This is a genomic window from Mesorhizobium sp. M4A.F.Ca.ET.022.05.2.1 (assembly GCF_003998845.1).
In the GTDB taxonomy this organism is placed as follows: Bacteria; Pseudomonadota; Alphaproteobacteria; order Rhizobiales; family Rhizobiaceae; genus Mesorhizobium.
Genome location: NZ_RZOJ01000419.1, coordinates 1 through 5254, shown reverse-complemented (window position 1 = coordinate 5254; position 5254 = coordinate 1). Strand labels below are relative to the sequence as shown.

Annotated in this window: 5 protein-coding genes; 2 read left to right on the top strand and 3 right to left on the bottom strand. The window is 65.5% G+C overall.

Annotated features, from left to right (window positions below; all coding sequences use genetic code 11):
* A partial coding sequence (locus EN745_RS29360) for a L,D-transpeptidase family protein (RefSeq protein ID WP_127422856.1) occupies positions 1–1227 on the top strand: 1227 nt, incomplete at its 5' end.
* On the opposite strand, the gene EN745_RS37305 is transcribed toward EN745_RS29360, so the two are convergent.
* The gene (locus EN745_RS37305) at positions 1201–1446 is read right to left on the bottom strand and encodes a hypothetical protein (RefSeq protein ID WP_245487869.1); all 246 of its coding nucleotides are present in this window, start codon (positions 1444–1446) and stop codon (positions 1201–1203) included. The genes EN745_RS29360 and EN745_RS37305 overlap by 27 nt on opposite strands.
* Positions 1447–1459: 13 nt before the next feature.
* Positions 1460–1726, bottom strand: a complete 267-nt coding sequence (locus EN745_RS37300; RefSeq protein WP_245487868.1) for a TMEM175 family protein — start codon at positions 1724–1726, stop codon at positions 1460–1462.
* Positions 1727–2084: 358 nt separating this feature from the next.
* Between EN745_RS37300 and EN745_RS29350 the strand changes: the two genes are divergently transcribed.
* Positions 2085–3653 (top strand): MFS transporter, encoded by a 1569-nt coding sequence (locus tag EN745_RS29350; RefSeq protein ID WP_127422855.1) that lies wholly within the window; start codon positions 2085–2087, stop codon positions 3651–3653.
* A 34-nt stretch (positions 3654–3687) separates the two neighbouring features.
* On the opposite strand, the gene EN745_RS29345 is transcribed toward EN745_RS29350, so the two are convergent.
* Positions 3688–5254, bottom strand: a 1567-nt coding sequence (locus EN745_RS29345) for a M23 family metallopeptidase (RefSeq protein ID WP_145992189.1), incomplete at its 5' end; no start/stop codon positions are given.

Below are 5254 nucleotides of genomic sequence, written 5' to 3'. Positions count from 1 at the left end.
ATGCAGGAGCTCGGCCGCGCGCCGGTCGAGGATGACGACCGCTACTATCTCGACGATCCCGAAGACATGGCCCGCTTCCGCCGCAGGCAGCTGGACGAGGAAGGCAGGGTGATTCCGCCGCCGGCCGACGAATACGATCCCTATGGCGACAATTCCGTGGATGCCTTTCCGCCGGTGCCGGACGATGAAGGCAACACCGCCACCTACCCGGAGGCGCCGAAACCGAATACCGTCAAGCGCCAACCGCTGAACGAGGCGTCGATCGACCCCGCGCAGCCGGATCAGGATACGCAGGCTTCCCTGCCGCCGGACACCGGTGGCAAGGCCACGGTCGACCCGTCGCTGTCGCTCGGCGCGCGCCAGGATGTGGCGGCGCTGCAGGTGCTGCTCGATCGCGCCGGCGCGTCGCCGGGCGTGATCGACGGGCGATTCGGCTCCAATGTCGACAAGGCGCTGGCCGCCTACAACGAGATCACGGGCAGCAATCTGCGCTCGACCGACGCCGTCGGCATCCAGTCGGCGCTGGCACAGTCGGGCGGCGATGCGTTCGCCTCCTACACGATCACGCCCGAGGACGCGGCCGGTCCCTACGTCGCGTCGATCCCAGAAGACTACAGCCAGAAGGCCCAGCTCGACCGCATGGGCTACACCTCCGTCACCGAAGCGCTGGCCGAGCGTTTCCATATGGATGAGAACTATCTGAAGTCGATCAATCAGGGCCTCGATTTCAAACGCCCCGGCACCATCATCAAGGTCGCCAATTTCGGCAGGCTGGTATCGACGCCGGTTGCCCGCATCGTCGCCGACAAGGGCAAGAAGGAAGTCTTCGCCTATGACGCGGCCGGCAAGCTGGTTGCCGCCTATCCGGCCACCATTGGCTCGGCCGACACGCCGTCGCCATCGGGCATCCACACCGTGTCGCGTATCGCGCTCGATCCGAACTACACCTACAACCCGAGCATCAATTTCAAGCAGGGCCAGAACGACAAGATCCTGACCATCCCGCCGGGACCGAACGGCCCGGTTGGTTCGGTGTGGATTGCGCTGGACAAGCCGACCTACGGCATCCACGGCACCCCCGATCCCTCCAAGATCGGCAAGACCGAAAGCCATGGCTGCGTGCGCCTGACGAACTGGGATGCGCGGGAGCTCGCCAAGATCGTGTCGCCCGGCGTCACCGTGGAATTCGTCGGCGGATCTTCAGCCGATGACATAGCGCAGCAATGAGCCGCGGAGCGCGGCTGCATAGATCAGCTGCACAAGCAGGATGAAGCCGACGCTGAGCAACGGGCCAATCAGGCACAGCGCCGCGCCGACCGCCCACGGGATCTGCGCCTTGACGACTCGCAGGTAGACCGTGCGTGTCGTGTCCGCGTCGACGTCCTCGGCGATGAAGCCGTGCTTTTCCGCGTACCACCAGCTGGCGAGCAGCGTGACGCCGAGCATAAGAAGGTTCAGCCTAGGCGATCACCGCGATCCAGAACTCGAGGAAGTCGGCCAGAAGGTCGGTCGAGAACGGCAAGAGTGCGATGAAGGCGAGAAAGCACAGGTTCAACGTCGCGAGCCGCCGGTCTGATTTGGCGATCAGCCTATGCTGCGCCTGCTGGGCGAACCAGAAGATGGTCAACGTCAGGAAGCTCAGCGCATAGGTCAGGAAACGTGGCGCCAGCGCCGCGATCGCCGCCGGCAACTCGCCCTCGGAATGGACCGCTTCGTGCGGCGGCACTCTCGAGAACGATCAGAGTCAGCACGATGGCGAAGACGCCATCGGTGATGCCGATGACACGCCCGCGTGCCTCCGCCGACGGTTCGAGTGGCCGCTTCATGCGTCTCCCCCTGTTTCGATGCTGGTGAAACCTAGCACGGCGTCAGCCGTTTGCACCTAAAGCGCGTCGCGCTGAAACGGATTCAGCCGACGCGGTTTGCGGCTTTGTTTTCATGCATGTCGCTTCCCAGGGCCGCGCACGTTTTGGCTGACATGCATTGGTCGGAGTGGCCCGCCATGCGGCCAGGCCGATCTGGTTTCACAACCACAAGCTTCTGGCTGGTTGTTGCGGGTGCCATAGGAGGTCTAAGCAGGCTCCATGAAATCTCCAGGCGAAGCTGCCGCCATTTCCCCGACCGGCTCGATCGCGAACGGGACGTTCTGCCCGCGGACGCGGCGCCGGTACGTGCTGATCGCGGCGATCCTGGCATCCGCGCTCGGCTTCATCGACGGCTCGGTCCTGGCCATCGCGATGCCGGCGCTGCGGGAAAATCTCGGCGCCAGCCTGGCCGAGGCGCAATGGATTTCCAACGCCTATGCGCTGACTCTATCGGCGCTGATCCTGGCAGGCGGTGCTGCCGGCGACCGGTTCGGCCTCAGGCGCGCGTTCGTGACCGGCATTGCGTTGTTCATCGCCACTTCGCTGGCCTGCGCGCTGGCGCCCAATGCCGGCGTGCTGATCGCCTTCCGCGCCATCCAGGGCGTCGGCGCCGCCATTATGGTGCCGGGCAGCCTCGCCATCATCGCCAAGGCCTATCCGAAGAAGGAGCGCGGCCGGGCGATCGGCATCTGGGCCGCGGCCTCGGCGCTGACGACCGCGCTCGGTCCGGTGCTGGGCGGCCTCGTCCTGTCCACCTTCGGCAATGGTATCTGGCGGGCGATCTTCGCCATCAACCTGCCGCTGGGCCTCATCTCGATCTATCTTCTCCTGGCCAAGGTGCCGGCCGATGAGCCGACGGAAGAGCGCAGCCTCGACCTCGGCGGCGCCGGACTCGCCACGCTGGCGTTCGGATTGCTGGCCTATGGCCTGACCTCGATGAGCGCCGAGGGCGGCGGACAAATGTCCGGGCCGAGCATCGCAGCCGGCCTGGCGCTGCTTGTCGTGTTCGTTTTCTTCGAGCGCCGACAGCACGAGCCGATGATCGACCTGTCGCTGTTTGGGATCGGCGCGTTCGCCGGAGCCAATCTTGCGACCTTCTTCCTCTATTTCGCGCTGTCGGCCAATCTGTTCTATCTGCCGATGCTGCTGATTGCCGGCTGGGGGCTGAGCACGGCCGAGGTCGGCTTCATTTTCCTGCCGCTGTCGGCATCGATCGCGCTGCTGTCGGGACCCGTTGGCCAGTGGTCGGATCGGATCGGGCCGAGATTCCCGATCGCCGCCGGCAGTCTGGTCGTCGCGTTTGCCTTTGCCGGGCTCGCGCTGCTCACCCATGCCGGCATCCACAATTTCTGGACCGGGACCTTTCCGCTGATGGCACTGATGGGGCTCGGCATGGCGCTGGTCGTGTCGCCGCTGTCGACCGCAATCATGACGGCGGTCGAGGACAAGGACACCGGCGCCGCCTCGGGGATAAACAATGCCGTCTCGCGCATCGGCGGCCTGATCGCGGTGGCGGCGATGGGCTCGCTGGCGGCCTGGGTCTACGGGCTGAGCACCGGCGCCGCGCCCGGCATTCCAGGTTTCGGACAACAGGCGCCAGCGGGGCTCGCGCCGGATCTCGACGCAGCACGGCTCGCCGCCAGCGACGTGGCTTTCGCGGCCGTCGCCGCCGTCACCACGCTGCTCTGCCTGCTTGCGGCCGTCATCGCCTGGATGACCGTTTCCGGCCAGGCGCTGCCGTGGCCGCGCAGCGCGGATGAATCACCGGCTGATTCGTCACGAAACTGATTCGTCGCGGGCGATATGCGATTCGCTCGCGAACCTATCCTTCGACCTTGGCGCTGGCGACCTTGAGCGAATTGTTGTCTTCCTGCTTGAGCAGGTCGTCGATGCGGTCGCGCTCGCGCTTGAAGGCAACCAGGTCGTCGCCTTTCAGCACCTTGCCGACCGGCAGGCGAACGCGCATCGGGTCGACCTTGGTGCCGTTGACGATCAGCTCATAGTGCAGATGCGGGCCGGTGGCGAGGCCGGTCTGACCAAGATAGCCGATGACCTGGCCCTGGCGGACGTGAACGCCCGGCTCGATGCCTCTGGCAAAAGCGGTCTGGTGATTGTAGGAAGTCTCGTAGCCGTTGGCGTGGCGGATGATGATCTGCTTGCCGTACCCGCCGGCCCAGCCGGCCTTCTCGATGACACCGTTGCCGGCGGCAATGATCGGCGTGCCGATCGGGGCGGCCCAGTCGACGCCGGTATGCATGCGGACATAGCCGAGGATCGGATGCCGGCGCGCGCCGAAGCCGGAGCGGAATTTCCCCGCCGGCAGCGGATTGCGCAGCAGGAACTGCTGGGCGCTTGAGCCATCCTCGTCGAAATAGTCTGTGCTGCCGTCCTGCATCTGGAAGCGGTAGAAATTGCGCATCTGTCCGCCGAAGGTTGCCGAGACATAGAGCAGTTCGGATTCGTCGGAGGCCTGGTCATCGCCGTCCGGCTGCGAGAACAGCACATCGATCCGGTCGGAGGGGCCGAGCCGCGACTGGAAGTCGACATCGGAGGCCAAGAGCTTGACCAGTTGCTGCGTTAGCTTCTTAGACATGCCGTAGGAATAGGCAGCGCGATAGATGCCGTCGTAGATGTTGGGCAGGTTGCCACGCACGACCACCGGCGGCGAATCATCGAAGGCGGTCAGCAGTTCGGGGTTGGGCTCGGGCTCCTGCGCCGGCACATACTGGCCGCGGTCGTCGAGCGCGATGGTGACGATGTGCTGGGTCCGGTCATAGACGCTGGTGCGAACCACCTTGGCGGCGTCGCCATGGACCTCGAGCCCGACGCGTAGCACGGTTCCCGCCTTCAGCGCCGGAGCGTTGAGCAGCTTGCCGATGGCATCAGCCATGCCGGTGGCGTCCTCGCCCGTGTAGCCCGAATCAGCGAAGGCCTCGGCGATGCCGGTATCCTTGGTGAAGGGGATGATTTCCTCGGCGAATGCCGGCGTCTGGTCATCGGTTTCAACACGCGGCGAAACCGAGACATTCTCGGGCACGATCTTGACGTCGTAGGAGCCGGCCATGCTCTCGGCGAAGGCATCACCGAATCGCTGAGGGTCGACATAATGCAGTGAGGCGACCTGGATGGCGCCGTCGCTGAGATCGGTGCCGGCCTCGCGCACCACCTTTTCCACCTCGTCGGCCGAGAGGTCGCTCTTCTCATCGAAGGACGCCGTATCGATCGGGAAGTCGACCGTCTTCAGCGACATCTCGCTTTCGACCTTCGCGCCGTAGATCTGGCCGGCGACGGCGGGCGCGGTGGCGCCGGCATTGTCGTCGCTGTCGTCGCCGAACACCTGCATCGGGTCGAAGGGCGGGTAGGGGCGGTTGGGGGGGGGGCCGGCGGGC